The 25328-nt window shown below is 58.9% G+C and carries 25 protein-coding genes and 4 tRNA genes; 7 read left to right on the top strand and 22 right to left on the bottom strand.

The window, feature by feature from the left end; all coding sequences use genetic code 11:
* Nucleotides 1-6: 6 nt before the first annotated feature.
* The 3 genes from rimM to ffh form a co-directional block, all read right to left on the bottom strand.
* Nucleotides 7-555: a ribosome maturation factor RimM gene (gene rimM, locus ACJ8IL_RS12315; RefSeq protein WP_019455135.1), complete on the bottom strand. Its 549-nt coding sequence runs from the start codon at nt 553-555 to the stop codon at nt 7-9.
* An 18-nt stretch (nt 556-573) separates the two neighbouring features.
* A complete protein-coding gene (gene rpsP / locus ACJ8IL_RS12310) occupies nt 574-822 on the bottom strand; it encodes a 30S ribosomal protein S16 (RefSeq protein ID WP_004932501.1) in 249 nt (82 codons plus the stop codon).
* Nucleotides 823-1036: 214 nt separating this feature from the next.
* Nucleotides 1037-2398, bottom strand: a complete 1362-nt coding sequence (gene ffh, locus ACJ8IL_RS12305) for a signal recognition particle protein (protein ID WP_004932504.1) — start codon at nt 2396-2398, stop codon at nt 1037-1039.
* Between the two features lie 169 nt (nt 2399-2567).
* Between ffh and ACJ8IL_RS12300 the strand changes: the two genes are divergently transcribed.
* Nucleotides 2568-3359, top strand: a complete 792-nt coding sequence (locus tag ACJ8IL_RS12300) for a cytochrome C assembly family protein (protein ID WP_004932506.1) — start codon at nt 2568-2570, stop codon at nt 3357-3359.
* Between the two features lie 42 nt (nt 3360-3401).
* Nucleotides 3402-4691, top strand: coding sequence for an HlyC/CorC family transporter (locus tag ACJ8IL_RS12295; protein WP_016929024.1), 1290 nt, complete (start codon nt 3402-3404; stop codon nt 4689-4691).
* A 65-nt stretch (nt 4692-4756) separates the two neighbouring features.
* Here the strand turns inward: ACJ8IL_RS12295 and luxS are convergent, their stop codons facing one another.
* The 10 genes from luxS to alaS form a co-directional block, all read right to left on the bottom strand.
* Nucleotides 4757-5272, bottom strand: a complete 516-nt coding sequence (luxS, locus tag ACJ8IL_RS12290; RefSeq protein WP_004932513.1) for an S-ribosylhomocysteine lyase — start codon at nt 5270-5272, stop codon at nt 4757-4759.
* Nucleotides 5273-5438: 166 nt separating this feature from the next.
* The gene (gene gshA, locus ACJ8IL_RS12285; protein ID WP_025301637.1) at nt 5439-7001 is read right to left on the bottom strand and encodes a glutamate--cysteine ligase; all 1563 of its coding nucleotides are present in this window, start codon (nt 6999-7001) and stop codon (nt 5439-5441) included.
* An 82-nt stretch (nt 7002-7083) separates the two neighbouring features.
* Complete coding sequence (locus ACJ8IL_RS12280; RefSeq protein WP_025159656.1) at nt 7084-7512, bottom strand: YqaA family protein; 429 nt, start codon at nt 7510-7512, stop codon at nt 7084-7086.
* Nucleotides 7509-8075 (bottom strand): fructose-1-phosphate/6-phosphogluconate phosphatase, encoded by a 567-nt coding sequence (gene yqaB, locus ACJ8IL_RS12275; RefSeq protein WP_025301636.1) that lies wholly within the window; start codon nt 8073-8075, stop codon nt 7509-7511. The genes ACJ8IL_RS12280 and yqaB overlap by 4 nt, the downstream gene beginning before the upstream one ends.
* Nucleotides 8076-8247: 172 nt before the next feature.
* Nucleotides 8248-8324, bottom strand: a tRNA-Arg gene (locus ACJ8IL_RS12270).
* A gap of 54 nt (nt 8325-8378) precedes the next feature.
* Nucleotides 8379-8455: transfer RNA gene (locus ACJ8IL_RS12265), tRNA-Arg, on the bottom strand.
* A gap of 197 nt (nt 8456-8652) precedes the next feature.
* Nucleotides 8653-8729, bottom strand: a tRNA-Arg gene (locus ACJ8IL_RS12260).
* 3 nt (nt 8730-8732) lie between these two features.
* A tRNA-Ser gene (locus ACJ8IL_RS12255) sits at nt 8733-8825 on the bottom strand.
* Between the two features lie 310 nt (nt 8826-9135).
* On the bottom strand, nt 9136-9321 hold the full coding sequence (gene csrA, locus ACJ8IL_RS12250; RefSeq protein WP_004091602.1) for a carbon storage regulator CsrA: 186 nt from the start codon (nt 9319-9321) through the stop codon (nt 9136-9138).
* Nucleotides 9322-9573: 252 nt separating this feature from the next.
* Nucleotides 9574-12201: an alanine--tRNA ligase gene (gene alaS / locus ACJ8IL_RS12245; protein WP_049207215.1), complete on the bottom strand. Its 2628-nt coding sequence runs from the start codon at nt 12199-12201 to the stop codon at nt 9574-9576.
* On the opposite strand from alaS, the gene ACJ8IL_RS12240 reads away from it, so the two are divergent.
* Entirely contained in the window at nt 12151-12294 is a 144-nt protein-coding gene (locus ACJ8IL_RS12240) for a hypothetical protein (RefSeq protein WP_162180460.1), read from the top strand. The genes alaS and ACJ8IL_RS12240 overlap by 51 nt on opposite strands.
* A 40-nt stretch (nt 12295-12334) precedes the next feature.
* Here ACJ8IL_RS12240 and recX read toward each other — a convergent pair whose 3' ends face one another.
* The 3 genes from recX to pncC form a co-directional block, all read right to left on the bottom strand.
* Nucleotides 12335-12847 carry a recombination regulator RecX gene (gene recX / locus ACJ8IL_RS12235; RefSeq protein ID WP_049272556.1) on the bottom strand — a complete coding sequence of 171 codons (513 nt, stop codon included), beginning with the start codon at nt 12845-12847 and terminating at the stop codon, nt 12335-12337.
* A gap of 60 nt (nt 12848-12907) precedes the next feature.
* Nucleotides 12908-13972 (bottom strand): recombinase RecA, encoded by a 1065-nt coding sequence (gene recA / locus ACJ8IL_RS12230; RefSeq protein ID WP_004932541.1) that lies wholly within the window; start codon nt 13970-13972, stop codon nt 12908-12910.
* A gap of 111 nt (nt 13973-14083) precedes the next feature.
* Entirely contained in the window at nt 14084-14572 is a 489-nt protein-coding gene (pncC, locus tag ACJ8IL_RS12225; RefSeq protein ID WP_047728887.1) for a nicotinamide-nucleotide amidase, read from the bottom strand.
* A gap of 243 nt (nt 14573-14815) precedes the next feature.
* On the opposite strand from pncC, the gene ACJ8IL_RS12220 reads away from it, so the two are divergent.
* Nucleotides 14816-16195 (top strand): MFS transporter, encoded by a 1380-nt coding sequence (locus ACJ8IL_RS12220; RefSeq protein WP_442516565.1) that lies wholly within the window; start codon nt 14816-14818, stop codon nt 16193-16195.
* A gap of 9 nt (nt 16196-16204) precedes the next feature.
* Here the strand turns inward: ACJ8IL_RS12220 and chbG are convergent, their stop codons facing one another.
* The 6 genes from chbG to ACJ8IL_RS12190 form a co-directional block, all read right to left on the bottom strand.
* Complete coding sequence (chbG, locus tag ACJ8IL_RS12215) at nt 16205-16966, bottom strand: chitin disaccharide deacetylase (protein WP_213873706.1); 762 nt, start codon at nt 16964-16966, stop codon at nt 16205-16207.
* A gap of 148 nt (nt 16967-17114) precedes the next feature.
* Nucleotides 17115-17963, bottom strand: coding sequence for a transcriptional regulator ChbR (gene chbR, locus ACJ8IL_RS12210; protein WP_060425318.1), 849 nt, complete (start codon nt 17961-17963; stop codon nt 17115-17117).
* A 15-nt stretch (nt 17964-17978) separates the two neighbouring features.
* On the bottom strand, nt 17979-19364 hold the full coding sequence (locus tag ACJ8IL_RS12205) for a glycoside hydrolase family 1 protein (RefSeq protein ID WP_025301629.1): 1386 nt from the start codon (nt 19362-19364) through the stop codon (nt 17979-17981).
* 43 nt (nt 19365-19407) lie between these two features.
* A complete protein-coding gene (gene chbC / locus ACJ8IL_RS12200) occupies nt 19408-20769 on the bottom strand; it encodes a PTS N,N'-diacetylchitobiose transporter subunit IIC (RefSeq protein WP_016929034.1) in 1362 nt (453 codons plus the stop codon).
* 12 nt (nt 20770-20781) lie between these two features.
* Complete coding sequence (locus ACJ8IL_RS12195) at nt 20782-21099, bottom strand: PTS sugar transporter subunit IIB (protein WP_004932561.1); 318 nt, start codon at nt 21097-21099, stop codon at nt 20782-20784.
* Nucleotides 21100-21518: 419 nt separating this feature from the next.
* Nucleotides 21519-22412 (bottom strand): LysR family transcriptional regulator, encoded by an 894-nt coding sequence (locus ACJ8IL_RS12190; RefSeq protein WP_043135815.1) that lies wholly within the window; start codon nt 22410-22412, stop codon nt 21519-21521.
* 106 nt (nt 22413-22518) lie between these two features.
* Between ACJ8IL_RS12190 and ACJ8IL_RS12185 the strand changes: the two genes are divergently transcribed.
* Genes ACJ8IL_RS12185 through ACJ8IL_RS12175 form a run of 3 tightly spaced genes read left to right on the top strand, consistent with a single transcriptional unit; the run spans nt 22519 to nt 25326 of the window.
* On the top strand, nt 22519-23319 hold the full coding sequence (locus tag ACJ8IL_RS12185; protein ID WP_049294839.1) for an SDR family NAD(P)-dependent oxidoreductase: 801 nt from the start codon (nt 22519-22521) through the stop codon (nt 23317-23319).
* A 12-nt stretch (nt 23320-23331) separates the two neighbouring features.
* Nucleotides 23332-24303: an aldo/keto reductase gene (locus ACJ8IL_RS12180; protein WP_261427512.1), complete on the top strand. Its 972-nt coding sequence runs from the start codon at nt 23332-23334 to the stop codon at nt 24301-24303.
* A 30-nt stretch (nt 24304-24333) separates the two neighbouring features.
* On the top strand, nt 24334-25326 hold the full coding sequence (locus tag ACJ8IL_RS12175; RefSeq protein WP_442516564.1) for a Vgb family protein: 993 nt from the start codon (nt 24334-24336) through the stop codon (nt 25324-25326).
* Nucleotides 25327-25328: the final 2 nt, after the last annotated feature.

Here is a 25328-nt window from a genome sequence, read left to right as displayed (position 1 = left end):
CGGGGGTCAAAAACCAGGATCCCAATCTGCCTCAATCACGCGGGCAGTGAGATCGACTTTCTTGATAACCTGCCCATGAAGAAACGGAATCAACCGCTCCTTCATGCCGAACGCATCTTTCAGGTTCGCTTTCACAACCATCACATCGTTCGAGCCGGTTTCCATCATATCGATGACTTTACCCAGCTCGTAGCCGGCGGTGGTGACTACCTGGCAGCCCATCAGGTCTTTCCAGTAGTAATCGTCACCCTCCAGCGGAGGAAGTTGCTCAGAATCCACCATAATCTCGCGATTAGTCAGCAGATTCGCCGCGTCCCGATCGTCAATGCCTTTGACCTTGATGATCAGATCCTGACTGTGGCGCTTCCAGTCTTCCAACTCGATATGCTGCCACTGACCCGCCTGCTGGATAAACCACGGCTGATAGTCAAAAATGCTTTCGGCGTTCTCGGTGGATGAAAACACTCTGAGCCAACCACGAATGCCGTAAGCGGACCCCATTTTACCGAGTACAATCGGCTGCTTAGGCGCTACCGGTTTGAGTTGCTTGCTCATTGCCACCACCGCGACAGATTAAGCTGCTTTCTTAGCGTCTTTGATCAGCGCGTGAACGCGATCAGAAACGGTTGCACCCAGACCAACCCAGTGCTCGATGCGGTCCAGGTCCAGACGCAGTGCTTCAGCCTGACCGGAAGCGATCGGGTTGAAGAAGCCAACGCGCTCGATGAAACGACCATCACGAGCGTTGCGGCTGTCGGTCACTACTACTTGATAGAACGGACGCTTTTTAGCGCCGCCACGTGCCAAACGAATTGTTACCATAACATCCTCTTTAGTTAATAAAACAGCCGGGCCCCATTGAGGGACGGGGCCCGGTTGCAATATAAAAAGCCCGAAAATTTTACTCATTTTGGCGCAAAAAGCAATCTAAAGCGTCGATCGCAGGGGACAACTTTTGCAGCCTGTCAAATTTCGGGCGGTTTTCACCGCGAACGGCGAATGCTGAAAGCGCCCGCACTCAGCGTGCGGAGGCCCATCAGCGGCCTGGGAAGCCCGGTGGCATCATACCTTTCATGCCGCGCATCATCTTCGCCATACCGCCTTTCTTCATCTTCTTCATCATACGCTGCATTTCGTCGAACTGCTTCAGCAAGCGGTTGACGTCCTGCACCTGCATGCCGGCCCCCATCGCGATGCGGCGCTTGCGCGAGCCCTTGATGATTTCAGGTTTGGCGCGCTCTTTCAGCGTCATCGAGTTGATGATCGCCTCCATGCGCACCAGCACTTTGTCGTCCATCTGCGATTTGACGTTGTCCGGCAGTTGGCCCGCGCCCGGCAGCTTGCTCAACATGTTGGCCATACCGCCCATGTTGCGCATTTGCTTGAGCTGCTCCAGGAAGTCGGTCAGATCGAAACCGTCGCCCTTCTTCAGCTTGTTGGCCAGTTTCTCCGCCTGCTCGCGGTCGACCTTGCTTTCGATATCTTCGATCAGTGACAGCACGTCGCCCATGCCCAGGATGCGTGATGCCACGCGATCCGGGTAGAACGGCTCCAGCGCTTCGGTCTTCTCGCCCACGCCGAGGAATTTGATCGGCTTGCCGGTGATGTGGCGGATGGACAATGCGGCACCGCCGCGCGCGTCGCCGTCGACCTTGGTCAGCACCACGCCGGTCAGCGGCAGCGCTTCGTTAAACGCCTTGGCGGTATTGGCGGCGTCCTGGCCGGTCATGGCGTCAACCACGAACAGGGTTTCCACCGGCTTGATCGCCGCATGCACCTGTTTGATCTCGTCCATCATCGCTTCGTCAACGTGCAGACGGCCGGCGGTATCGACGATCAGTACGTCGTAGAATTTCAGCTTGGCCTGTTGCAGCGCGCGATTGACGATGTCGATCGGTTTTTCTTTGACGTCAGACGGGAAGAAATCGATGCCGACACCTTCCGCCAGCGTTTCCAGCTGTTTGATCGCCGCTGGGCGATAAACGTCCGCGGAAACCACCAACACTTTCTTCTTCTGTTTTTCTTTCAGGAACTTGCCGAGCTTACCGACGCTGGTGGTTTTACCGGCGCCCTGCAGGCCCGCCATCAGCACCACCGCCGGCGGCTGGGCCGCCAGATTCAGCTCGGTGTTGACTTCGCCCATCGCGGCGATCAGCTCGCCCTTGACGATCTTGACGAACTCCTGCCCCGGCGTCAGGCTCTTGTTGACTTCATGACCAACCGCGCTCTCTTTGACGCGGTTGATGAAGTCGCGCACCACCGGCAGCGCAACGTCCGCTTCCAGCAATGCCATACGCACTTCACGCAGGGTTTCCTTGATATTCTCTTCGGTCAGCCGCCCGCGGCCGCTGATATTGCGCAACGTGCGCGACAATCGATCGGTTAAATTTTCAAACATCGTCTCATGCTCAACGTGTAATGACAGGCCGCTCCGGCGACACAATTGCGCCGATGATAACACGAAGCGCGCAGGATCTCTGCCTCAGCGTTGGAGATAGGTTGGAGTGAAACGCGCGCAACGTTATACTGACACTCCTATTAACCACGCCGAAGCAAAATTAAACGCTATGCCAGTTTTCTCCATTGTGGCTTTGATGGCCTACCTGCTCAGCCTTGGACTGATCATTCCCAGCTTGTTGCGGAAGAACAGCGCATACCGTCGACTGGCCCTCGTCTCGGCGGTGGTGGCGCTGATTTGCCACGCCATCGCGCTGCAGCAGCGCATCTTTGACGTCAGCGCCGGGCAGAATCTCAGCCTGCTGAACATTGGTTCTATCGTCAGCCTGATCATCTGCTCGGTGATGACCTTCGTCGCTTCACGCGATCGCGGCTGGTTCCTGCTGCCGATCGTCTACAGCTTCGCGATGATCAATCTGGCCTTCGCCAGCTTCATGCCCGGCGAGTTCATCACTCACCTGGAGGCCAGCCCGGAATTGATGGTGCATATCGGCCTGGCGCTATTCTCTTACGCCACCCTGATCATCGCCGCGCTCTACGCCTTGCAGCTCGCCTGGCTCGACTACCTGTTGAAAAACAAGAAGCTGACCTTCAGCGCCGACATGCCGCCGCTGATGAGCATCGAGCGCAAGATGTTCCATATCACCCAGATCGGCGTGGTGCTGCTGACGCTCACTTTGTGTACCGGCCTGCTGTACATGGATAACCTGTTCAGCAAAGAGAACGTGCATAAAGCCGTGCTGTCGATCATGGCCTGGTTCGTGTATATCGTGCTGTTGTGGGGCCATTACCATGAAGGCTGGCGCGGCCGCCGCGTCGTCTGGTTCAGCTTCGCCGGCGCCTTCCTGCTGACGCTCGCCTATTTCGGCAGCCGTCTGATTCAGCAGGTGATGGTGCGCTAGGCCAGCCTGGCTCAATTCTCCCTCTCTATAAGGAATACTGCATTGGAGCATGTGTCGACGGGGACCCTCATCATTATCCTGGTGATCATGATCGTGGTCTCCGCTTACTTCTCCGCCTCCGAAACCGGCATGATGACGCTCAACCGTTATCGCCTGCGTCATCTGTCCAAACAGGGCAACCGCTCGGCGCGTCGGGTGGAGAAGCTGCTGCAAAAACCGGATCGGCTGATCGGCCTGGTGCTGATCGGCAACAACCTGGTCAACATCCTCGCCTCGGCGCTGGCGACCATCGTCGGCATGCGGCTGTATGGCGATCTCGGCGTGGCGATCGCGACCGGCATACTGACCTTCGCCGTGCTGCTGTTCGCCGAAGTGCTGCCGAAGACCTTCGCCGCCCTCTATCCGGAACGTATTGCCTTCCCCAGCAGCGTCCTGCTGGCCCCGTTGCAAAAGGTGATGTTCCCGCTGGTCTGGCTGCTCAACGGCATCACCAGCCTGACCTTGCGCCTGTTCGGCATTCGCACCAACGTGCGCATCAGCGACGCCGTCAGCAAGGATGAGCTGCGTACCATCGTGCGCGAATCCCAGTCGCAGATCTCACGCCGCAATCAGGACATGCTGATCTCGGTGCTGGATCTGGAAAAGGTGACGGTCAACGACATCATGGTGCCGCGCACCGAGATCGTCGGCATCGACGTCAACGACGACTGGAAGTCGATCATGCGCCAGCTGACCCACTCGCCGCACGGCCGCATCGTGCTGTATCGCAGCTCGTTGGACGATGCGATCGGCATGCTGCGCGTGCGCGAAGCCTACCGCCTGATGACCGAGAAAAAAGAGTTCAACAAAGAGAACCTGCTGCGCGCCGCCGATGAGATCTACTTCGTACCGGAAGGCACGCCGCTCAACGTTCAGTTGGTGAAATTCCAGCGCAATAAAGAGAAGGTCGGCATCGTGGTCGACGAGTACGGCGACATTCAGGGCCTGGTTACGGTGGAAGACATCCTCGAGGAGATCGTCGGCGACTTCACCACCTCGATGTCACCGACGCTGGCGGAAGAAGTCACGCCGCAGAGCGACGGTTCGGTCTTGATCGACGGCACCGCCAACGTACGGGAGCTGAACAAAGCCTTCAACTGGACCTTGCCGGCCAATGAAGCCCGTACCGTCAACGGTATGCTGCTGGAAGAACTGGAAGAGATCCCCGAAATCGGCACCCGGGTGCGTATCGGCCATTACGATATCGACATTCTCGACGTACAGGGCAACATGATCAAACAGGTGCGAGTCACGCCGATCACCTCGCTGCAGTCCAGCGTCGGCCATCACTGACCGCCGGCCAGAACGTAAAAAAGACGCGAAATCGCGTCTTTTTTGTTTCTGCGGGAAACGTACGGTCAGATATGCAGCTCCTGCAGCTTCTCTTTCGGCAGCGCCAGCTCGTCGTTGTGGTTCACCACCACGCCGTTATCCAGAATGTGCTTGGCGATTTCCTGCGCTTCTTCCAGCGAGTGCATGTGGTAGGTACCACACTGGTACTCGTTCAGCTCAGGGATCTTGCGCTGGTCGGTCACTTTCAGCACGTCGGCCATCGCCGCTTTCCAGGCATCGGCAACGCGCTGCTCTTCCGGCACGCCGATCAGGCTCATGTAGAAACCGGTGCGGCAGCCCATTGGGGAGATGTCGATAATCTCCACGCCCTGGCCGTTCAGGTGGTCGCGCATAAAGCCGGCGAACAGGTGTTCCAGCGTGTGAATGCCGCGTTCGGGCATCACTTCCAGGTTCGGGCGGCAAAAGCGCAGATCAAACACCGTGATGGTATCGCCATGAGGCGTTTTCATGGTTTTTGCAACGCGGACAGCCGGAGCTGCCATACGGGTATGATCGACGGTAAAGCTATCCAGCAATGGCATTTCGCTACCTCCTCGTAAAAGAGCATTTATTTCGAAACTTTTTTTCCTAACCGGGAAACCTTTTCCAACCCTGCGAGTCTGAGTATGTGAAAGACGCGCATTTGTTATCATCATCCCTGTCATCAGAGATGCATATTTGGCCACATTGATGTGGCCTTTTTCTTTTTCAGCTTCCGCCGTTTTGCTTCAGGAACGCTTCAAAGCTTAGCGTATCATTGGCTTCTATGTCGCGTTGGCGCTGCCACGAGGCTTCCCGCTCTTTATCCAGCTCGGCCTCATTCAGGATTTCCAACGGTTCTTCCAGCAACGTCTGGCGATACTGCTCCGCCAGCTGCAGACCGACGCGCCCAGTGCCTTCCGCCTTCATCGCCTTCAGAATGCGCGCGGAGAAGGTCAGCTCAGGATCGTCAAATGCGGCGACCAGCTCATCGCACACCTGCTGGTATTGACGGTTGCCGGCTTCGCCGTCCAACACTTCCGCGACCCGACGCAGATCGGCGAACAGCGCCTTGCCCACGTTTTCCAGCGGTTCATGGCTGGCGCCACAGCCGATGCCGATGGTCTGGCCCGGCTTGCGCCCTTCCAGAATCACCCGGTTCCAGTTCTTGCGCGTGCACAGCAGTTCATCGCTGCTCATCTCCGGCGCATCGGCCAGCGCGCACCACACCAGGAACAGATCCAGGAAACGCGCCTGCACCGCATCCACGCCGATCGGCGAGAACGGGTTGATATCCAGCGAACGCACTTCGATATATTCGATACCGCCGCGCAGCAGCGCGTCTGACGGCGTCTCGCCGCTTTTGGTCACGCGCTTCGGCCGGATCGGCGCATACAGCTCGTTTTCGATTTGCAGCACGTTACTGTTCAACTGCAGGTAGCGGTCACCCTCTTTCACGCCCAGCTTGGCGAACTCTTCGGAAGGCGTAACGATCGCCCGCTTCAGACCGGCCACATAGCTGTGCAGATCGTTGAAGGTGATGCCCAGATTACTCTGCGACTTGTTGGTGTAACCCAGGTCGCTCAGACGCAGCGAGGTGGCGTACGGCAGATAGCACATCCCCTGCTCGGTGCGTTCGAACGGCAGAGTGGTCTCGCGACCTTTGAGGAACGAAGAACAAATGGCCGGCGATGCGCCGAACAGATACGGGATCACCCAACCGAAACGGTAATAGTTGCGGATCAGGCGGAAATACCCCGCCGAGATCTGCTCTTTACCGCTTTCTGCGTCCTGCACGCCAGCCCAGGCCTGCCAAAACTCCAGCGGCAGCGAGAAGTTGTAGTGCACGCCGGAAATGGTCTGCATCAACGCGCCATAGCGATTCTTCAACCCTTCGCGGTACAGCGTCTTCATGCGGCCGATGTTCGACGAACCGAACTGCGCCAGCTCAATATCCTGCTCGGCTTCGATAAAGCACGGCATGCTGAGCGGCCACATGCGCTCATCGCCAATATTGCGCGCCACGTAGCGATGAATATCGCGCAGGAACGTCAGCAGGTGATCGATATTGTCATCAACCGGCGTAATGAACTCTAACAGCGCCTCGGCGAAATCCGTGGTGATCCAGTGGTGCGTCAATGCCGCCCCCAGCTTTTCCGGATGCCCGGTAGTCGCCAAGGTGCCGTTCGGCGTGACTCGCAGCGTTTCACGCTCGATGCCGCGACGAATGCCTTTTAATGCCTGAGGATGGGCTTCCAACCAAGAAAGCGCCTGTGATACGTCCGGGATCAAATTGACCTCCCGCTTCTAAAAACAATAACTCGTAAGCATACTGAATCCGCACCCGAGAGAATATTGAGTTATATTCACTTGGTTACTGCCACCAGGCGATGCCCTGTACCGTTATCATAGTCAAAACGATGTAACGCAGCGCCTTTCCGATACACAGAAACAGCGCGACAGAGCCCCAGGGCATGCGCAGCCAACCTGCCAACACGCACAACAAATCGCCCACCACCGGCACCCAACTGAGCAACAGCGCAGCCGGGCCGAAGCGTTGCAGCCACCCGAGCGCCGTTGCCAGCCCCCGCTGTGGTTTCAACGCCGGTAACAGGCGCCCGATAATGACATTGGTCAAGCCGCCCAGCGTGTTGCCCAGGGTCGCGGCCAGCACCAGCAATTCCGGCGAGACGCGACTCTGGGTCAGCAAGGCGACCAGAACGATTTCTGAATTTCCCGGCAGCAGCGTCGCACTGAGGAAGCTACTGCCAAATAACGATATTACGGCTAGCGTACTACTCACAGCGTGCGGACGTCTACCACAGCCATACCGGCACTTTTCGCCGCCTGAATGCCAAATTCGGCATCTTCAAACACCACGCATTTTTCCGGCGGCACGCCGATCAGTTCAGCACAGCGTAAGAAGGTATCCGGCTCCGGTTTATGGCGCTGTACGTCGTCCGCGCCGACGATCGCGTCGAAGCAGTCGAACAGGCCGAGATGACGCAGCAGCATTTCCGCCATGCGGTGCTCGCTGCCGGTACCGACCGCCATCGGACGGCGACCGTGATAGGACTTCACCACCTCGATCAGCGGCAACGGGCGCACGCTATCCAGCAGCATCGCTTCCACCGCGCGGGTTTTCTCCGCCGCCAGGTGATGGGGATCGAGGTCGGCCTGATGGCTGGCGATAATCGCCTGAGCGATGCGCCAGGTCGGCGAACCGCTCAGCGCCACCATGGCCGTTTCATCAAACGTCATGCCATAACGGGACAACACTTCATGCCACGCTTTACGGTGCGTTGGCTCGGTGTCCAGAATCGTGCCGTCCATGTCGAAAATAAGACCCTGATAGCGGTCGTACATCGTTACTCCATGATCGTTGAGGAAAGAAAACTACTTTAGCGTAAAGCCGATGGGTTGTCGCTGACTGCGTCATAGCGGAATGTGCTGTGCCTAATCGTGCACAAAGGGGAAAGGGGGGGAGATAGATAAAGGCTGAAAAGCGAAAAACCCGCCGAGGCGGGTTTCTCTTAGATGGTGCATCCAGGAGGATTCGAACCTCCGACCGCTCGGTTCGTAGCCGAGTACTCTATCCAGCTGAGCTATGGATGCATGTCTATTTTTTTACTGCTTGCCTGCTTCGCTAACGAAACACGACAGAAAGAATGGTGCATCCAGGAGGATTCGAACCTCCGACCGCTCGGTTCGTAGCCGAGTACTCTATCCAGCTGAGCTATGGATGCACAGGAATTCTTTTTTGATACCGTATGGTACGTTGTTACTACCCCACCATACTGCAAAATATGGTGCATCCAGGAGGATTACTCGGCGCTAGCGCCTCGCCCTACGGGCCATTGCTTAAGCAATGTTATCCTCCTTCGAGCACTTTCTTGCTCGTCACCTGTCTGAAACTCTCGCTTCGCGACACATGAGGAAAATATGGTGCATCCAGGAGGATTCGAACCTCCGACCGCTCGGTTCGTAGCCGAGTACTCTATCCAGCTGAGCTATGGATGCAAATGGCGGTGAGGCGGGGATTCGAACCCCGGATGCAGCTTTTGACCGCATACTCCCTTAGCAGGGGAGCGCCTTCAGCCTCTCGGCCACCTCACCATACGCTTCTTTCGAATTGTGCCTAACTTGCTTTGGAGAAGCTCATCGGCACTGCGTGGCGCACATATTACTTTCTCCGACTTTTAAGTCAAACAATTTTTCCCAACTCATGCGCGTTTGCACAATTCACACCCAACATGGGCGATTTCACGGCAAAAAGGGCGTTTTATCAACAGGCAACCGCAGCGTCTGTGGCAACAAAGCAGGAAACTCACCGGGAAAATAATCACGAAAAAGAGAGGGGGGAACGAAAGAAGTGGGTAAAACGATGCAGTAGCGTCTCGTCTGGCAACGAGACGCTGCTTCGGAATCAGTAAGTCGTCTGCTGAGACTTCTCTGCCTGAATGCGCTGATAGATTTCTTCACGGTGAACCGAAACCTCTTTGGGGGCATTCACACCAATACGCACCTGGTTGCCTTTTACCCCTAGCACAGTGACCGTAACCTCATCGCCAATCATGAGGGTTTCACCAACTCGACGAGTCAGAATTAACATTCTTTGCTCCTTGAAAGATTAAAAGAGTCGGGTCTCTCAGTTTCCCCGTCATTATCCATCATATGTGGTGAAAACGTAAGCCGCGCAATCCACAATAAGTGTAAGCAGACTTGGTCCCACCTCAGATAATGGTAAGTTTAGCCGACCTGAAAAACTTTGTTCCCGCAATTGTAACTAAATTGTGTTAGCACAGTATGAAAACGCCATAATCAACAAAGTATTATGGCGTTTGTGCGTGCTATTTATTTATGTTCACAGCTTCGAGGCCACCCAGGCTTCTACGCTGTTTAACGCCGCTGGCAGGGCGTTGATATCCGTCCCCCCCGCCATCGCCATATCAGGGCGACCACCGCCCTTGCCGCCGACCTGCTGCGCCACGTTGCCGATCAACTCGCCGGCTTTCACGCGGTCAGTCAGATCCTTGGTCACGCCCGCGACCAGGCTGACTTTGTCATCAGCCGTCGTCGCCAACACGATAATGGCCGAACCCAATTGATTTTTCAGGTCATCCACCATAGTGCGCAGCATTTTGGCTTCGACATTGTCCAACTGGCTGACCAACAGCTTCACGCCGTTAACCACTTTCGCCTGACTGGACAGCGACGCGCTTTCCTGCGCCGCCTGCTGATCTTTCAGTTGCTGCAGTTCTTTTTCCAGCACGCGGGTGCGATCGAGCACCGAGCGCACTTTATCGGTCAGGTTGTTGCTATCGCCCTTCACCAACTGCGCAACGTCTTGCAACAAATCGCTTTGCTGATGCAGCGTAGCGATAGCGCCAGCGCCGGTTACCGCTTCAATACGGCGGATGCCCGCCGCGGTGCCAGACTCGCTCAGAATGCGGAACAGGCCGATATCGCCGGTGCGGCTGGCGTGGGTGCCGCCGCACAGCTCGGTGGAGAAGTCGCCCATGGTCAGCACGCGAACGTTGTCGTCGTACTTCTCACCGAACAGCGCCATCGCACCCTTCTCTTTGGCATCTTCCAACGCCATCAGCTCGGTCTGCACCGGCAGGTTACGACGCACCTGCTGGTTAACCAGATCTTCCACCGCGCGAATTTGTTCCGGCTTCATCGCTTCGAAATGCGAGAAGTCGAAGCGCAGGTATTTGTCGTTAACCAGAGAGCCTTTCTGCGCAACGTGCTCGCCCAACGTTTGGCGCAGCGCAGCGTGCAGCAGGTGGGTCGCGGAGTGGTTCAGGCGGATGCTGTTGCGGCGTTCAGTGTCGATCTGCGCGTCTACGCGATCGTTCAGCTTCAGCGAACCTTGCGCCAGCTTGCCTTGATGGCCGATAGCCTGACCGTATTTCTGGGTGTCGTTGACCACAAACTCGGCGCCTGCGGCTTTCAGCACGCCTTTATCGCCGACCTGGCCGCCGGATTCACCGTAGAACGGCGTCTCGTCCAGCACCACCACCGCCTCTTCGCCAGCGTTGATCTGATCGACCGGCTGGCCGTCGCGGAACAGCGCAATGACCATCGCCTGCTGCTCGTCGTGATCGTAGCCGCTGAACTGGCTGCTGCCGTCCACACGGATCAGGCTGTTGTAGTCGGCGCCGAAGCCGCTGGATTCGCGCGCGCGGCGGCGCTGTGCTTCCATCGCCTCTTCAAAGCCCGCTTCGTCGACTTTCAGACCGCGCTCGCGGCAGACGTCAGCGGTCAGGTCCACCGGGAAGCCGTAGGTATCGTACAGACGGAAAGCGGTTTCGCCGTCCAGGGTATCGCCCTGCAGCTTGGCCAGCTCTTCATCCAGCAGCGCCAGACCACGCTCCAGCGTACGGGCAAACTGCTCTTCTTCGGTTTTCAGCACCTGCTCCACCAGCGACTGCTGGCGTTTCAGTTCATCGGCCGCCGGGCCCATCACTTCGATCAGCGGCGCCACCAGCTTGTAGAAGAAGGTGTCTTTCGCGCCCAGCATGTTGCCATGGCGGATCGCACGACGAATGATGCGACGCAGCACGTAGCCGCGGTTTTCGTTAGACGGGATCACGCCGTCAGACACCAGGAAGGCGCAGGAACGGATGTGGTCGGCGATAACGCGCAGAGATTTATTGTCCAGATCGGTCGCACCGGTCACTTTCGCCACGGCGGCAATCAGGGTGCGGAACAGGTCGATCTCATAGTTGGAGTTCACATGCTGCAACACCGCCGCGATGCGTTCCAGGCCCATACCGGTATCCACCGAAGGTTTCGGCAGCGGCAACATGGTGCCGTCGGACTGACGGTTGAACTGCATGAAAACGATGTTCCAGATCTCGATGTAGCGATCGCCGTCTTCTTCCGGGCTGCCCGGAGGACCACCCCAAATGTGATCGCCGTGATCGTAGAAAATCTCGGTGCACGGGCCGCATGGGCCGGTATCGCCCATCTGCCAGAAGTTATCGGAAGCGAAAGGCGCGCCCTTGTTGTCGCCGATGCGGATAATGCGCTCGGCCGGTACGCCGATTTGCTTCTGCCAGATGTCGAATGCTTCGTCATCGGTTTCATACACGGTGACCCACAGTCGCTCTTTCGGCAGGTTGAACCAGTTTTCACCGGTCAGCAGTTCCCACGCGTAGCTGATCGCATCGTGCTTGAAGTAATCGCCGAAGCTGAAGTTGCCCAGCATTTCAAAGAAGGTGTGGTGACGAGCGGTATACCCGACGTTTTCCAGGTCGTTATGCTTGCCGCCTGCGCGCACGCAGCGCTGCGAGGTAGTGGCGCGGGAATAGGCGCGTTTGTCGAGCCCCAGGAAAACATCCTTAAATTGGTTCATGCCGGCATTGGTAAACAGCAATGTCGGATCATTGTTAGGCACCAGGGAGCTGCTTGCTACAACCTGATGACCCTTACTATGAAAGAAATCGAGAAACGCTTGACGGATCTCAGCGGTGCTCTTGCTCATAATTTTCCTGGAAAGGCTAGAATAACGACACGTGAGCCGGTGGCGCGTCATCCCGACGATGACAACCAGCTCACGAACAAAAAGTGGGGATAAGATAAATTTTCTTCAGAGGGAAGTAAAACCCCGTGTGCGCTCATTGCGCAAAATCACGGTAAATTGACTGAATTTCTTCCTGGAAAAAGCCGCGATAGAGCAGATAACGCTGCACTTTGGCTTTCTCTTTCCAGTCAGTTGGCAACGCATCGCCAAATTTTCGCTGCGCCACCTGTTTCGCCTGTTCACACCAGTCGATGTCGCATTCCGCCAGCGCGTCCTGTACCAGCGCTTTGTCGACGCCCTTTTGCATCAGTTCGCTGCGGATGCGCTGCGCGCCGTAACCTTTGCGGCTGCGGCTGCCAATGTAGCTGTGGGCGAAACGCTTATCGTCCAGCCAATTATGCTGATAACAGTAGGCGACAACCTGCTCGATCAGCGCAGGATCTACCGGCTCTTCAGCCACCGGCGGTGATGCCGGCGCATGTGGTCCCTTGCCGCCAAAACGGGCTTTCGCCACAAACGGCTGCGCCGCAAGTTTGCGGCGCAGTTCAGCTTCACTATGATCGCGTTGCGACAGCAGGCGCATGGCGCGGCTTAGCAAGTCATTCATCATTTGAGCCTGAATTCAGGGGATGCGCGCCACATAAACGGCGGCGCACATCTTCAGCGATTAAAACTGCTCGCTGGTTTCCGCTTCGTCATCTTCGAAGTCGTCACCGGAGGCAGCCACCAGCTCACCGCCGCTGTGCAGCAGCAGGTCGCGCAGTTTCTTATCCAGCTCGGCGGCGATAGCCGGGTTTTCTTTCAGGAAGTTACAGGCGTTCGCCTTGCCCTGACCGATCTTCTCGCCGTTATAGCTGTACCAGGCGCCGGCTTTTTCGATCATCTTGTGCTTCACGCCCAGATCGACCAGCTCACCACGGCTGTTGATGCCTTCGCCGTACATGATTTGGAATTCAGCCTGTTTGAACGGCGCAGCGATTTTGTTCTTCACCACTTTCACGCGGGTTTCGCTGCCCACCACTTCGTCGCCCTCTTTGATGGCGCCGATACGACGGATATCCAGGCGTACCGAAGCGTAGAACTTCAGGGCGTTACCACCGGTGGTGGTTTCCGGGTTGCCGAACATCACACCGATCTTCATACGGATCTGGTTGATGAAGATCAGCAGGGTATTGGCGTTTTTCAGGTTGCCGGCCAGCTTACGCATCGCCTGGCTCATCATGCGCGCCGCCAGACCCATGTGCGAATCGCCGATTTCACCCTCGATTTCCGCCTTCGGCGTCAGCGCCGCCACGGAGTCGACGATGATGACGTCAACCGCGCCGGAGCGGGTCAGCGCATCACAGATTTCCAGCGCCTGCTCGCCGGTGTCCGGCTGGGAGCACAGCAGGTTGTCGATATCAACGCCCAGCTTTTTCGCATAGATAGGATCCAGCGCATGCTCAGCATCAATGAACGCACAGGTTTTTCCTTCGCGCTGCGCAGCGGCGATCACCTGCAGCGTCAGGGTAGTTTTACCGGACGATTCCGGGCCGTAGATTTCGACGATGCGGCCCATCGGCAGGCCGCCAGCGCCCAGAGCGATATCGAGTGACAGTGAGCCGGTGGAGATCGTTTCCACGTCCATGGAGCGGTCTTCACCCAGGCGCATGATGGAGCCTTTGCCGAACTGTTTCTCAATCTGGCCCAGTGCCGCAGCTAACGCCTTTTGCTTGTTCTCATCAATAGCCATTTTTGCTCCTTCGTTTCGCAATGCCGGTGTTACCCCACACTGCCACTGAATGTATGTTGTGCAGGAAATGTCACTAATTATACTGTATGGTCATACAGTATCAAGCCTAATTTACAAAAATTCGTCGATGGCGGTTTGCAGCGCGAAAATCGTCGCCTGCAGCCGCACCGCATCGCGGTCGCCCTCGAATTGCATCATGCGCGACAGCCCCCGGCCATCGCTGCCGGCGAAGCCGAACCACACGGTACCGACCGGCTTTTCCGCGCTGCCGCCGTCCGGGCCGGCGATGCCGCTCACCGACAGCGCCAGATCGGCCTGCGCCGCCCGCAGCGCCCCTATCGCCATCTCACGCACCACCTCTTCGCTGACCGCGCCGTGCGCCGCCAACGTGGCTTCGCTCACCCCTAACAGGTCATGCTTCGCCGCATTGCTGTAGGTGACGAAACCGCGATCGAAATAGGCGGAGCTGCCGGCGATATCGGTAATGGCCTTGGCAATACCGCCGCCGGTGCAGGATTCTGCGCAGGTGATCCAGCGGCCCTGTGCCTTCAGTTTTTCCCCCACCAGCACGCTGAGCCGACGCAGTTGGTTTTCACTCATAACCTCTCCCTCGCGAATTCAGGTATATGCGCCCGATAGTAGCATTTATCAAGGCGATGCGGCGGCCGACGCGTGGAAATGCGCAGCGCCTCGCAGGAGGTGCGGTTTTAAGCGCCCAGCCAAGCTGCTAGTATCAAAAGAAGCGCCCCAGCGAGCGGCGGCGCACCAGCACAAGGAACATCACGGAGGCGGCACGCTGCGGCGGCGGCCTCAGGGCGCACCAGAAGAGATTAGGATGATAGCGTGAAAAAAACGTTGGGCGTATTCTTGCCGTTGTACACCACCACCCTGCTGCTGCTGTTGGGCTCGGGCCTGCTCACCACCTACGTCTCGCTGCGGCTGGCCTCCATCCACGTCAGCAGCGCGCTGATCGGCGCCATCATCGCCGCCAACTACATCGGGTTGGTGATCGGTGGCAAGGTCGGCCACTTTCTCATCGCCCGCGTCGGGCATATCCGCGCCTACGTGGCCTGCGCCGGCATCATTACCGCTGCGGTGCTGGGGCACGGCCTAACGGAGTTCATTCCCGCCTGGGTCGCCCTGCGCCTGGTGATCGGGCTGTGCATGATGTGTCAGTACATGGTGCTGGAAAGCTGGCTGAACGACCAGGCGGAATCCAGCCAGCGCGGCATGGTGTTCGGCTTCTATATGGCGGCGACCTATCTCGGCATGTCGCTGGGCCAGATCGTGCTGATGCTGCAAAGCAACCTGGGCATCACCACGCTGCTGGTGATCGCGCTGTGCTTCGCGCTCTGTCTGGTGCCCATCGCCCTCACCACCCGCACCAATGCGCGCCACATGTCGCCGGCGCCGATGGAGCTGCGCTACTTTGTCGGCGCCATTCCCAAGGTGCTGGCCACCACGTTGGTGATCGGCATGGTGGTGGGCTCGTTTTACGGGCTGGCGCCGGTCTATGCCAGCCTGCAGTCCTTAACCACTCAACAAACCGGCCTGTTCATGGCACTGGCCATCTTCGCCGGACTGGTGGCGCAGTTCCCACTCAGCTGGCTGTCAGATCGCTATAGCCGCCCGTTGCTGATGCGACTCAACGCTATTTTGCTGATCGTGGCGGCGCTGCCGCTGGCGCTGCTGCCGCACATCGATTTCCCGCTGCTGCTGGCGGTGGGATTCGTCGTCAGCATGCTGCAGTTTACGCTCTACCCGTTGGTAGTGGCGCTGGCCAACGATCTGATTGAGCCGGAGCGCCGCGTCTCACTGGCCGCCTGTCTGCTGATGGCGTTCGGCGTCGGCGCCAGCATCGGGCCCTTGGCGGTCGGCGCGCTGATCGAGCCGCTTGGCGGTAATATCCTGTACGCCTTCTTCGCCCTGTGCGGCGTGCTGCTGGCGGCCCTCAGCCGCACGGCGAAAGCGGAGGAACCTCAGCTGGCGCAGGACGCACCGGTGCCGCACATTGCGCTGCCGGACAGCCTCGCCAGTTCGCCGCTGTCGCCGGCGCTCAATCCGACCTTCGATGAGCAGATCATTCACGACACCATGCCGCCGCCGGAAGCGGCGCCCGATGTCGACGAGCCGCAGCCCGAGGAACAGGAGATGGAGCCCCTGCCTCAGGGGGCCGATCCGCAAGAGGATACCGGCCTGAAAAAGGCGCACGCCATGCTGTAAACGGCGGCGCTACAGATCCTGGAAGGAGCCCAGCATAAAACCGCGTTCGGCGATCGCCGCTTTCAGCGTCGGCGCGGTCAACACATCCAGCTCGACGAGGCGCGGATGACAGTATTTGCTCTGCAGGATCGTCGCGTCGAGGAACGCCGGGTGGCACATCATTTCCAATGACTCGGCGCCCTGCTCGTCGGCGCGCGTCAACCGCTGCAGGAACAAGGCTTCGGAAATCATTTCACCGTAGAATCCCGCGTCAAACGCGTCGGTGCTGCAGGGCGTCTGCAACGCAATATCGCACCGTTTCGCCTCTTCGCGATCGAGACGCAGCGGCAGACCCTGTGCCTGCGCAAACGCCTCCACCAGCGGGTAAATCTGCGGCTGCATATGCACATGGTGGTGGCTGTCGATATGCGTCGGCGGCCTGCCGAACAGCGTCACAAACCGCGCGAACTGGCGCTGCAGTTCCTCCTGAACCTCGTCCAGCTGCAGCTCGCCGGCCTCGGCGCGGCACCACAGCCATTTACCCAGTTCGCCATGCTCGTTGACCAGCGAAGGCATGGCGCCCAGCGGCCTGCCATGGGTCAAAACGAAATGCAGCCCGATCGGCAGCCCCGGATATTGCCGGCTGAGCGCCGCCGCGTGCTGGGCGCCGCCGCCGTTCACCATCGCCGTGGTAGAAGAAACCACGCCATGCTGATACGCCTCGATGACGCCGTAGTTTTGCCCCTTGCTCAGGCCGAAGTCATCGGCATTCACGATCAGTAGTTTTTCCATAATGGCTCCCGCGAGATGGATTTTTGGCAAGGGAAGCCCGACCGACCGACGCGGCATTCCCCTTCGCTAAGGTAAAAATCGAATGATTAACCGGCCGGCGGCCTGAAGCTCATCGGCATATCTGCGTTGATACTGATCGGGAGCGGCCCTAAAGAGGGCCGTAGCACTTTTTTCGGTAGTTGCCTGGGGTCACGTCGGTGAGCCGCTTGAAGTTCTTAATGAACAGGCTGACATCGCCATAGCCGGAATCAAAGGCGATATCGGAAACCGAAGAGTTGGTGACCTCCAGCTGCGTCTTGGCGAAATTGATGCGGATCTCATTGATCACCTGCATCGGCGTCTTATGGTAGTAACGCCGCATCGCCCGGGTCAGATACTCCTGAGTCTTCCCCGACAGCGCCACCATGTTCGCCAACGCCCTTTCGCCGAACATCGCCTTGTCATGCATGCCGGCCAGGGTGTTCTTCAGCCACTGCGGGATATCATCGCCGCCGTCGTTTTCTTCCTTATAGTGACGAATGCGGCTGATCACATAAAAGGTCAGCGTTTCGAGAAATTCGGCGAAATCATCCTCGCGAAACTGCGGCGAACTCACCACCGATTCGATATAGGCCAAAAACTCGCTCCTCAGGCTGTAGGCCTGCGAGGCGACGAAACAGCGCGGCAGCTGCTGCAAATAGTGCTCTTCAAAGAACGCTTTGCTGACCGCCACGTTGAAGATTTTCGTCGCGCCGAACTCGTAAAAGCTCTGGTGGTAGGAGCCGATAGGGATAAAGACGAAATCCCCGCGTTCCAGCAGCACCCGCTTGCCGTTGATCTCCTGATAACATTTGCCGCTCAGCACGATGGTGAATTCGTAATAGTCGTGCTGATGCAGCCCGGTGGCGCTTTCCACCTTGTTGTAGATGAACAGGTGAAAGTCTTTGCAGTTAAAGAAATCCTGCTCGCGAATCAGCTTCACGTCGTTGGCACTCAGCGAAATTCGGTTATCGGACACGGCGCCGGCCTCCCGTTAGTCAAACCCGTTGCGTCTGGCCGCCTCGGCAAACCAGTAGCCGCTTTTTTTGATGGTGCGGCGCTGATCCGCCCGATCCAAGCGCACCAGCCCATAACGATTCTTGTAGGCATTCAGCCAGGACCAGCAGTCGATAAAGGTCCACAGATGATAGCCCTTGCACTGCGAGCCTTCCGCCAGCGCGCGGTGCAGCCACTTCAGATGCTCGCGAATAAAGTCGATGCGGTAATCGTCCTCCACCCGCCCATCGGCGCCGATAAACGCCTCTTCGCCCTCGACGCCCATGCCGTTTTCGGAAATATAACAAGGCAGATTGCCGTAGTTCTCTTTCAGATCCATCAGGATGTCGTACAGCCCCTTCTCGTAGATCTCCCAGCCGCGGTGCGGATTGATTTTGCGGCCCGGCATTGCATAGTAACTGAACAAATCCTCCGGCGATGCGATCGGCCCCTCGGCACGACGCCCCGCTTTCGCCTGTACCCTGCGCGGCTGGTAGTAATTGACGCCGAGGATATCCACCACGCCGCCTTCGATCAGCGGCGCATCCTGCGGCTCGCAGTAGGGCATCAGCCCATGGCGCTCCAGCAAGTGCAGCAACGCCGCCGGATAACGCCCTTTGGCGACCGGGTCGAGGAAACTGCGGTTGAGCAACAGATCGGCGTCGTGTGCGGCCTGCCGATCCTCCGGCGCGTCGGAGCGCGGATAGGTCGGGCTCAGATTCAGAATGATGCCGATGCTCCCCGGCAGCCCGCGCGCTCTGAAACGCTGCACCGCCATGGCGTGCGCCAGTACGCTGTGATACGCCACGGTGATCGCCCGTTTGAAATCCACCACGCAAGGGTAATGCAGGTCATTCAGGTAACCGGCCTCCACCGGCACGATCGGCTCGTTGAAGGTGAACCAGTGGGTGATCCGATCGCCAAACAGACCGAAGCAGATGTCGGCATAACGCGCATAGGCTTCGACCACCGCCCGATTTTCCCAGCCGCCGCGCTGCTGCATGCACAGCGGCATATCGAAGTGATAGAGATTGATAAACGGGGTGATGCCCTGCGCCAGCAGCTCGTCGATCATCGCGTTATAGAAGGCCACCGCCTGCGGGTTCACCTCGCCGTCGCCGTCCGGGATCAGCCGCGACCACGAAATCGAGGTTCTGAAGGTATTGTGGCCCAGCGTTTTGAGCAGCCCGATATCGGTACGGAAATGGTCGTAAAAGGTCGAGGCCTCGGCCGGCCCCACCCGATCGTGAAAGCGCTCGGGCGCAATCTCGTACCAATAATCGAAGATATTGCGGCTCTTGCCGTCCCGCGCTGCCGCACCTTCAGACTGCGGCGCGGAGGTGGCGCTGCCCCACCAGAACCCGTCGGCAAATTGATATTCCATACTCGTGTCCCTCGCGGGGCGGCCGCGCCGCCCCGTTCCACAGTTAGAATTTCAGCGCCTTGGCGATGTCTTCTTCGCTTTCCGTCGCCGCGTCGATCTGGCTCTGCGCCTTGTTGGAGATCGCCACGAACGGCAGATAAATCACGGTGGCGACCGCCAGGTTGAACAGGCTCAGCAACATGGCCATGATGCTGCCGTTGGTGTTGAAGAATGCCCCCAGGCCGACCGGCATGGTCCAGGGCGCAATGTTGGTGATCGGCGGGATCAGCCCGGAGTAATAAGCCAGCGAGGTGATAATGGTCAGTACCGGCTGCACCAGGATGAACGGAATGAACATCACCGGGTTCATGATCACCGGCAGGCCGAACAGAATCGGTTCGTTGATCTGGAAGATGCCGGACGGCGTCGCCAGCTTGGCGACCTGGCGGTAATCTTCGCGGCGCGAGGCGATGAAGATGGCGATAATCAGACCCAGCGTCGAGCCGGTGCCGCCAAGGTAGATGTAGGAGTCGACGAACGGTTTCGCCCACATATGGAACTCTTTGCCGGCGGCCACCGCCGCTTCGACCGAACCGTATTTGTTGTACAGCTCCACGTTTTCCAGCGCGAACGGCGTCATGATGCCGCTGTCCAGCGCCGCCAGCGCCATGGAGCCGTGCACCCCGAAGAACCACAGCAGCGAGGAGAACAGCACGTAAACCCAGCCCACCACGCTGCCCATCTTGGCCAGCGGCGCCGAAATGCCGTCCATGATGATCTGGTGGAAGTTGGTGCCCCAGTGCGCCAGCGCGAACGCCACCAGCCCCATGATGGAGAGGATGATAAAGCCGGGGATCAGCGCTGAGAAGGAGCGCGACACCGAAGCCGGCACGCTGTCAGGCAGGCTGATCACCCAGTTGCGCCGCACGATGAAAGCAAACATCTCAGCCACCGCCAGCCCGATCACCATACCGGAAATGATGTTGGCGCCGCCCAGCCAATTGGCGCCCACCGCATAGGCCTCGCCGACGTTGAACGGCGTGACGGTCATGAAGGCCGCCACCGCCAGCAGCGCCGAGGCTAGTGGATCGACCTTGCGCTCTTCGGCCAACGCCATGCTGATAAAGAACGGCGTCATCAGGGACATGATCCCTAGCGTACCGTTATAAACGCTGCCACCAATGCTCTTCAGGCTATTCAGCGTCTCGATGGTGGAGGCGTCCAACCTTACACCCAACGAATAGAAAAACGATCCCTCGCCGAAGCTCAGGAACACGTTGTTGATCAACACGAACATCGCCCCGGTCAAGGTCAGCGGCATCAGGCGGATAAAGCCGTTCTTGATGGCGTTGACATGGGGCTGCTTACCGATTTTTACGGCGAAAGGCAGGATAACCTTCTCGAGCGAGGCAATGAGGGTATTCACGGCGGCCTCCTGTTATTGATTGGCTTTCTTGATGGCGGCCACCGCGGCCTTCAGTACGCCCAGCCCATCGACCTTGCCGTACAACAGCGGATCGATGACTTCAACAGGTTTATTGGGCAGCTGTTTCTGCACTTCCGGCAGGGTGTAGGCGATCTGCGGCCCCAGCAGGATCAGATCCGCTTCAACGCCTTTCTCCGCGGCCAGCGCTTCCGGATAGGCGGCGATGATCACCGGCACTTCATATTTTTCGGCCTGCGCCTTCATTTTTGATACCAACAGGGAAGTGGACATACCGGCAGAACAAAACAGATAGATTTTTTTCTTTTCCATACCAAGCACCTCAGATAATCAAAAAAACCCGGTGTTATTTGTATGCCAGATGCAATCACGATTGCTTCACGCACATTCCTTATGAAAATTTCCGTCACGTTGCCCTGGTTACAGACAGTATACGGAGCATGAAAAACGGATCGGTAAGCCAAGAAGAGACAGAACCGTCTCTCATTGACCTGATGGATTGACCCTCTTCACATTTTGCACAAAAAATAGTGTGACCGGGCTCTCAAATAACCGCTAAAAACTCAGAATATTCTTAATAAATAATCAAATGACAATTATAAACAGCAAGTTATGAACTCGCTGAGAATTTAAGAGGTTATTTGCGCCTGAACAAACGGCGAGGGAATAAAAATAGTTCAAGCTTGATTCGGCTGCTGCCATCCGAACGCGACGGCAGCAGGCGAAGAGGATTACATGGGCAGACGCAGCAACTCGATCACCGTGGCCAGCGCCACGGAATGGTTCCTGCGGTTGGGGTAATAGAGGTAAAAACCGGGAAACGGCGCGCACCAGTCGGCCAGCACCCGCCGCAGCCGCCCGCTCGCCAGGTATTCTTCCACCTCCTGCTCGATGGCAAAAGCGATGCCGACGTTCGCCAGCGCCGCCTGCACCATCATCCTGCCGTCATCGAGTATCAACGGGCTGTTAACCGCCACAGAAAATCGCTGCTCCCCCTGCTGAAAAGCCCATTTGTAGCGCTCGCCTGAAGAGGCTTTGCGCCAACCGATGCAACGGTGCTGCAGTAAATCCCGCGGATGCGTCGGCTCGCCGTGCCGCTGAAAATAGTCCGGCGTGGCGACGATGGCGAAACGCAGATCCGGTGTCAGGCGCACCGCGCGCATATCGTTATGCAGGTCCTCACCGAGCCGGATGCCGGCGTCAAAACCTTGCTCGACGATATTGGCGAACCCCTCGTCCGCCACCACTTCCAGCGTAATGCCGGGGTATTCGCTGGCCAACCGCCCCAGATGCGGCACGATGGCGAGATCGATCGCCGAACGCGGCGCGTTGATGCGCACCAGGCCGCGCGGCCCTTCGCGAAACGCATTCAGGCTCTCGAGCGCGGCGTCGATGTCGGTAAAAGCCGGCACCAGCTGCGCCAGCAGATGCTCTCCGGCCTCCGTCGGCGAGACGTTGCGGGTGGTGCGGTTCAGCAGGCGAATGCCCACCTGCGCCTCCAGTTCGCGCAGGGTGTGGGTCAGCGTCGGCGGCGTCACGCCCAATCGGGCGGCGGCGCGGCGGAAGCTGCGTTCACTGGCGATAGCCACGAAGGCCGCCAGGCCGGACAGTTCGGGTTTCTTCATGCTATTGATATAAATTATCTAATAGTGAGATGAGTTTTTAGCGGATAGTTATCCGTCATCTAACAACATAGCATTGCGATCGAACCCATTACCAGGTATCGATGCGATGATTAATGCTACAGCTCCAACCCATGAAACGCCGCGCCGTCTGGCAGACAAAGTCGTACTGGTGAGCGGCGGCGGTACCGGTATCGGCCGCGCTGCGGCGCTGGCCTATGCCCGCGAGGGCGCCAAAGTCGCACTGGTCGGCCGGCGCGCGGCGGAGATCGAAGCCACGGCGCGCGATATCGCGCTGGCCGGCGGTGACGCCCTGCCCATCGTGGCCGACGTCTCCCTGGAAGACGATATCCGTAGGCTGCTCGCCGCAGTGACCGCCCACTACGGCCGGCTCGACGTCGCTTTCAACAACGCCGGCATCATCGGCAACTTCGCCCCCATCACCGAACAGAGCAGCGAGGATTTTGACCGCGTGATCGCCATTAACCTCAGAGGCGTCTGGCTGGCGATGAAATACGAGATTGAAACCTTCCTAGCTCAGCACTCGGGCGGCGTGATCATCAACACCTCCTCCTGGCTGACCCACGGCGCGCTGGCCGGCTCATCCAGCTACTCCGCCAGCAAAGGGGCGCTCGATGCGATGATCCGCGCGGTGGCGCTCGAATACAGCGGCCAGGGCATCCGCGTCAACAACATCAACCCCGGCATCATCGACACGCCGATGGCGCGCGGCAGCGTGGCCGACAGCGCGGCGTTCGCGCCCTTTATAGCCCATACGCCCGCCGGCCGCCTGGGCGAATCGGAAGACATCGGCGATGTGGCGCTGTGGTTGGCGACGGACGAGGCCCGCTTCATCACCGGCCAAAGCCTGCTGGTGGACGGCGGTTACACCATCGCCGGCATGCGCTGAGGAGACGATGCCATGAACTACGTTCGGCTTGGCGACAGCGGCCTGAAAGTGTCTCGTCTCTGCCTGGGCTGCATGACCTATGGCGATCCGGCCTGGCGCCCCTGGGTGCTGAAGGAAGATGAAGCGCGCCCCTTTATCCGCGAAACGCTGGAAGCGGGCATCAATTTTTTCGATACCGCCAACATTTACTCCGGCGGAGAAAGCGAGCGCATTCTCGGCCGCGCCCTGAAGGCGTTCGCCCGCCGCGAAGACGTGGTGATCGCCACCAAGGCCTACTTTCCGATGGACGCGCAGCCGAACAGCCGAGGGCTGTCGCGCAAGCACCTGCTGCAGAGCGTCGACGCCTCTTTGCAGCGGCTGGGGACGGATTACCTCGATCTGTTTGTGCTGCACCGCTTCGACACCGAAACGCCGATCGAAGAAACCGCCGACACCCTCGATGGCCTGGTGCGGGCGGGCAAGATCCGCTATCTCGGTGCCTCCTCGCTGCACGCCTGGCGCCTGATGAAAATGCTGGCCTTTCAACGTCAGCACCGCCTGGCGCCGTTTATTTCGCTGCAGAGCCAATACAACCTGGTGACGCGTGAAGATGAAGAGGAGCTGATCCCGCTGTGTCTGGAGGAGGGGCTCAGCCTGACGCCCTGGTCGCCGCTGGCCCGCGGCGTGCTGGCCGGCTCCGGCAACGCCGGCACGCTGCGCGCCGCCACCGACGAACAGGCGCCCCGTTGGTACGGCGGCAGAAACGAAGTGGAACGCACCGTCGCGGCGGTCGCGGAGGTGGCGGCCACACGCGGCGTTCCACCGGCGCAGATCGCGCTGGCCTGGCTGCTGGCCAAACCCGGCGTGGCGTCGCCGCTGGTGGGCATGTCCAAGCCGCACCATCTGCAGGATGCGCTGGCAGCGCTCACCCTCAGGCTATCGCCGGAAGACCTCGCCGCGCTGGAGGCGCCAATGGCACAGGCTGCCCGCCCCGATCGCTGGTAGCCCCTTTTCCGTCATTCCAGGAGAGAAGACATGTCATATGCGCTTACCGCGCGAGCAGCGTTGTTCACCCTCGCCGCCGCACTCCCCCTGACCACTCCGGCGCAGGCCGCCGCCAATACCCACTGCGCCGAAAGCAGCATGACGCTGCCGCCCGGCGCGCTTTACCCCAACGGCATCGCCCGCGCGGCGGACGGCACGCTGTATGTCGGCCTGATCACCAGCGGCAACGTGCTGCGCAAGCGGCCGGGTAAAGCGTGGGAAACCTTTTTCCCTGGCGCTGACACGGTGTTCGCCTCAAACGCGCTGCGGCTGGACGAACGGCGCGGGTTGCTGTGGGGCAATTCGCCGGACTTCCTTTCCGGCGGCAAAACGCGGGCCAACCGCATCTATGCGCTGAACGTCGCGGATGGCACCCTCAACCGCAGCCTGGCACTGCCGACGGGGGAAATGGGCAACGATATCGTGCTCGGCGCAGACGGCACGGTGTACGTAACGGAAACCCGCGGCGGCGGCATCCTGCGCCTGCGGCCGGGCGAAGCGGCATTCAGTACGCTGTTTCAGGATGCGCGATTGGCGGCCCCCAGCGGGCTGGGCGCCGCCGGGATCGTGCTGCTCGACGATCGGCTGATGGCTGTCGCCAATTTCGGCACCGGTAAGCTTTATACCCTCAGCTATAACGATCCGCAGCCGCAGCTGACGGAAATGCAGCTGCCGCGCCTGATTGAAAACCCGGACGGAATGGGATTGGCTCCGGGCGGCGCGCTGATCGTGCTGGAAAACGGGATCCAGAGCGGCCAAGGGCGGATCCTGCGGATCCCGTCACCCAAGGCGGCAGGGATGCACCAACTTGAGGTCTTGCGCGAAGGCATGGAGTCGCCGGTTAACCTGACTATCACCCCACAAGGCTGCGCCTTCGTCAGCGAGTCGCGCATCCGCCACCGTCTGCTGCCCGGCCATGAAACCGAAGTGCCCGACAGTTTCCGCCTCTATCAACTGCCCCTGCCTCTCACCGCCGCGCAATAAAG

The sequence above is a fragment of the Serratia sp. CY47444 genome, from assembly GCF_052168635.1.
Taxonomy (GTDB): Bacteria; Pseudomonadota; Gammaproteobacteria; order Enterobacterales; family Enterobacteriaceae; genus Serratia; species Serratia bockelmannii.
Note: the sequence above shows the minus strand (reverse complement) of the source record. Positions and strands in the feature narration are given on the sequence as shown.

What these genes read in the sequence shown, in the direction of transcription:
- rimM (WP_019455135.1), bottom strand. Translation starts at nt 555, where the DNA reads ATGAGCAAGCAACTCAAACCGGTAGCGCCTAAGCAGCCGATTGTACTC.
- rpsP (WP_004932501.1), bottom strand. Translation starts at nt 822, where the DNA reads ATGGTAACAATTCGTTTGGCACGTGGCGGCGCTAAAAAGCGTCCGTTC.
- ffh (WP_004932504.1), bottom strand. Translation starts at nt 2,398, where the DNA reads ATGTTTGAAAATTTAACCGATCGATTGTCGCGCACGTTGCGCAATATC.
- ACJ8IL_RS12300 (WP_004932506.1), top strand. Translation starts at nt 2,568, where the DNA reads ATGCCAGTTTTCTCCATTGTGGCTTTGATGGCCTACCTGCTCAGCCTT.
- luxS (WP_004932513.1), bottom strand. Translation starts at nt 5,272, where the DNA reads ATGCCATTGCTGGATAGCTTTACCGTCGATCATACCCGTATGGCAGCT.
- yqaB (WP_025301636.1), bottom strand. Translation starts at nt 8,075, where the DNA reads ATGTACGACCGCTATCAGGGTCTTATTTTCGACATGGACGGCACGATT.
- csrA (WP_004091602.1), bottom strand. Translation starts at nt 9,321, where the DNA reads ATGTTAATTCTGACTCGTCGAGTTGGTGAAACCCTCATGATTGGCGAT.
- ACJ8IL_RS12240 (WP_162180460.1), top strand. Translation starts at nt 12,151, where the DNA reads ATGAAAGAAATCGAGAAACGCTTGACGGATCTCAGCGGTGCTCTTGCT.
- alaS (WP_049207215.1), bottom strand. Translation starts at nt 12,201, where the DNA reads ATGAGCAAGAGCACCGCTGAGATCCGTCAAGCGTTTCTCGATTTCTTT.
- recX (WP_049272556.1), bottom strand. Translation starts at nt 12,847, where the DNA reads ATGAATGACTTGCTAAGCCGCGCCATGCGCCTGCTGTCGCAACGCGAT.
- recA (WP_004932541.1), bottom strand. Translation starts at nt 13,972, where the DNA reads ATGGCTATTGATGAGAACAAGCAAAAGGCGTTAGCTGCGGCACTGGGC.
- pncC (WP_047728887.1), bottom strand. Translation starts at nt 14,572, where the DNA reads ATGAGTGAAAACCAACTGCGTCGGCTCAGCGTGCTGGTGGGGGAAAAA.
- chbG (WP_213873706.1), bottom strand. Translation starts at nt 16,966, where the DNA reads ATGGAAAAACTACTGATCGTGAATGCCGATGACTTCGGCCTGAGCAAG.
- ACJ8IL_RS12205 (WP_025301629.1), bottom strand. Translation starts at nt 19,364, where the DNA reads ATGGAATATCAATTTGCCGACGGGTTCTGGTGGGGCAGCGCCACCTCC.
- ACJ8IL_RS12195 (WP_004932561.1), bottom strand. Translation starts at nt 21,099, where the DNA reads ATGGAAAAGAAAAAAATCTATCTGTTTTGTTCTGCCGGTATGTCCACT.
- ACJ8IL_RS12190 (WP_043135815.1), bottom strand. Translation starts at nt 22,412, where the DNA reads ATGAAGAAACCCGAACTGTCCGGCCTGGCGGCCTTCGTGGCTATCGCC.
- ACJ8IL_RS12185 (WP_049294839.1), top strand. Translation starts at nt 22,519, where the DNA reads ATGATTAATGCTACAGCTCCAACCCATGAAACGCCGCGCCGTCTGGCA.
- ACJ8IL_RS12180 (WP_261427512.1), top strand. Translation starts at nt 23,332, where the DNA reads ATGAACTACGTTCGGCTTGGCGACAGCGGCCTGAAAGTGTCTCGTCTC.
- ACJ8IL_RS12175 (WP_442516564.1), top strand. Translation starts at nt 24,334, where the DNA reads ATGTCATATGCGCTTACCGCGCGAGCAGCGTTGTTCACCCTCGCCGCC.